The sequence below is a fragment of the Muricoccus roseus genome (assembly GCF_900141905.1).
In the GTDB taxonomy this organism is placed as follows: Bacteria; Pseudomonadota; Alphaproteobacteria; order Acetobacterales; family Acetobacteraceae; genus Roseomonas; species Roseomonas rosea.
Window position 1 is genome coordinate 1 of record NZ_FQZF01000074.1, and the last position, 3,136, is coordinate 3,136.

Annotated in this window: 2 protein-coding genes; both read left to right on the forward strand. The window is 69.9% G+C overall.

The window, feature by feature from the left end; translation table 11 throughout:
- Positions 1–855: ATPase, T2SS/T4P/T4SS family (locus BUB97_RS25335; protein ID WP_073140720.1), on the forward strand; the 855-nt coding region annotated here is incomplete at its 5' end.
- Positions 856–964: 109 nt separating this feature from the next.
- Positions 965–2,800: a type IV secretory system conjugative DNA transfer family protein gene (locus BUB97_RS25340; RefSeq protein ID WP_073140722.1), complete on the forward strand. Its 1,836-nt coding sequence runs from the start codon at positions 965–967 to the stop codon at positions 2,798–2,800.
- The last annotated feature ends 336 nt before the right edge of the window (positions 2,801–3,136 follow it).

A 3,136-nucleotide genomic window follows, 5' to 3' on the forward strand; every position in this document is an offset into this window, starting at 1 on the left:
GCCGGCGCCCTGCGGAACCAGAACGTCGGCGCCGAGCACCCGCTGTGCTCCACCGACCTGCCGACCGGCCACCGCCTGCAAGTCGTGCTGCCGCCGGCCGTGCCGCCCGGCATGGTGTCGCTGACCTTCCGCCGGCCGAGCGATACCGTGTCCGCCCTGTCCGACCTGGCCGGGCGCTACGACACCTCCCGCTGGAACCGCTGGGACAAGCGCCGTGAGCAACGCCAGGCCGACAGCTCCGGGCTATTGGAGCTATTCGACGCGGGCGACGCCGTGGCCTTCTTCGGCGGCCTGGTGCGGGCGCGGCGCAACATCCTGTTCTGCGGCGCCACGGGCGGCGGCAAGACCACCCTGAGCAAGACCGTCACCTCGGAAATTCCGCGACATGAGCGCATTCTGACGATTGAGGACGCGCTGGAGTTGGTCGTGCCGCACGGCAACTGCGTCCGTCTGCTCTACTCCAAGGGCGGGCTGACCGTGGGCGGCGTCACCGCCGACGCCCTGCTGCAAGCCACCCTGCGGATGCGTCCCGACCGGGTACTGCTGCAGGAGCTGCGCGACGACGCGGCCTGGGTCTATCTCAACGAGGTCATGACCGGGCATCCCGGCAGTCTCACCACCATTCACGGCGCCGACGCGCCGCAGGCCATGCGCCGGCTGTTCAATCTGGTGAAGGGCACCCCGCAGGGCGCCGCCTACGGTGACGACACTCTGGCCGTCATGATCGGCAGCGCCGTGGATGCCATCGTGCCCCTGCACAACGACGCCGGCACCTACTCCATCCGCGAGGTCTGGTTCGCCGATGACGCCGCCCGCCGCGGCGAGGTCGCCGCCGATCTGCTGCGCGCCGCCTAACGCTGGACCGTCTTAGGAGGCCCTGCATCGGGCTGGAAGAGAGATATACGATGGACGCTGTACGCCTTGCGTCTAACCGTCCAGCATCAGGACGCCGGAGGCCGGGGCGATGAGCGAACGTCGCCGCCTCCCCTCCCCCGGCCGCTTGGTGGCCTGGGGCCTGCTGCTGGCCATCCTCGCCCTGCTCTGGACCGCCGCGGCCTCGGCCGTGTTCCTGTGGGGCACCGGCCTGGTCCGCTACTTCCCGTTCCATGGGACCGCCTGGATCGGCCAGTGGTGGAGCTACGCCCTGTTCGCGCCGCCCCACCCCATTGTCGGCCGATGGCTGATGTTCGGCGCCGGGGCGCCCACCGTGTTCCTCGGCCTGGTGATCTACCGCCTGGTGCAGCTACGCGGCGGGCGCGTCACCCGCCCCGGCGAGGTCGTGCGCGGCAGCACCGACAACCACGGGCACGCCGAGTGGATGAGCATGAAGGAGGCTCGCGACCGCTTCCCCGGCCCGCATCCCGACTTCGGCGGCGTGGTCGTGGGGGAAGCCTACCGGGTGGATCAGGACAAGGTGGCCAAGCTCGCCTTTGACCCGGAGCAGTACGAGACCTGGGGCCAGGGCGGCAAGGCCCCGCTGCTGGTGGACCCCTGCAAGATCGGCCCGACACATAGCCTGGTGTTCGCCGGCTCCGGCGGCTTCAAGACTGTCTCGGCCGCCTCCACTCTGGTCCACTGGACTGGAGCCGCCGTCGTGCTCGATCCCTCGCGCGAGCTGGGGCCGATGCTCGCCGCGGCCCGCGAGGGGATGGGGCACAAGGTCGTCTCCCTGGAACCCGGCACGCCGGGCGGGATCAACGTCCTCGACTGGATCGACGTGACCCACCCGCTCGCGGAAACCAACGTTCACGCCGTGGTGGGCTGGATCTTCGGGGAGGCCGAGGGTGGCAGCTCCGACGCCGACAAGTTCTTCCGTAACTGGGGCAAGCAGCTCGTCGCCTGCCTGCTCGCCCATATGCTGTGGGACGACACCATGCCCGCGGCGGCCAAGACCCTCCGGACCCTGCGCGCCGGCATCGTCACCCCCGAGGACCAGATGCGCGACGTGCTGGAAGGCATCCACGCCGGGTCGAACAGCCCCATGGCCCGCGACATAGCGGGGACCATCAAGAAGATCGTGCCCGAGACCTTCTCGGGCATCTACGGCAACGCCACGGGCGACACCGCCTGGCTCTCCGTCGCCGCCTACGCCGATCTGGTGTCGGGCGGCGCCGAGGGCACGGAACCCTCCTGCGGCACCGCCGAGCTGACAGAGGGCAAGCTGACGGTGTTCCTGCAGATCCCGCTCAAGGTGCTGCGCGACACACCCGCGGTCGGGCGCGTGCTCGTTGGGGCGCTGCTGAACGCGCTCTATGAGGCGGACGGCGCCGTGCAGGGCAGGGTGCTGTTCATGCTCGATGAGGTTCGCCGCCTCGGGCCGATGAAGATCCTGGAAGTCGCCCGCGACGCCGGCCGGAAGTATGGCATCACCCTGCAACTGCTCTACCAAGCCGAGGACCAGCTCGTGGAACAGTGGGGCCGGCAGGGCCGCAACGCCTGGTTTGATAGCGTGAGCTGGCGCATGTATGCGGCCGTGCAGAACACCGACACCGCGAAGTCGGTCTCCGACGCGGCCGGCGGGCACTCGGTGCTGGCCGAGAGCGAGGGCAGCAACGCCGGCAGTCAGGGCAAGGCTCTGGAAGTCGGCTCACGCTCCAAGGGCACCAGCATGAACCGTCACGAGATGGCCCGCGCCCTGATCCGGCCCGATGAGCTGATGCAAGACGTGCGCGGCGACGAGGCGTTCGTGTTCGCCCGCGGCTCCAAGCCGCTGCGCTGCGGACGCGCGATCTACTTCCGCCGCCCGGAGCTGCGGGCAGCGATCGAGGCCAGCCGCTTCCATAGGCAGGCGGCGGAGTAGGAGGGCAGAATGTCTGACACCAAGGGTTCCAACTCATCCCGCGATCCCGCACCGCGTCGGGCGGAAGCATCTGCCTCGGCCGATGCCAGCCCGGCACGGCCGGCGCAGGGGCAAGCCTCGGCCGCGACGCAATACTGGCAAGGGTTGGCCGCCGCCGGCCGCGCCGCGAAGCCGACCGCCGCATCCTCAGCCGAGGCCGCCACACTTGGCCGTCAACGTGGCGTGCGGACCTGAACGATTCTAGATGCCGTAATGGGCCGGCCGCCTGGGCTTGGGCGGTAGGGCGGCTGTCCCTCAGAGTGATGGTGTGTGGAACGGGGTCCGAACGGGTCGGCC

Coding starts and splice junctions, on each gene's coding strand:
- BUB97_RS25340 (WP_073140722.1), top strand. CDS start 965: ATGAGCGAACGTCGCCGCCTCCCCTCCCCCGGCCGCTTGGTGGCCTGG.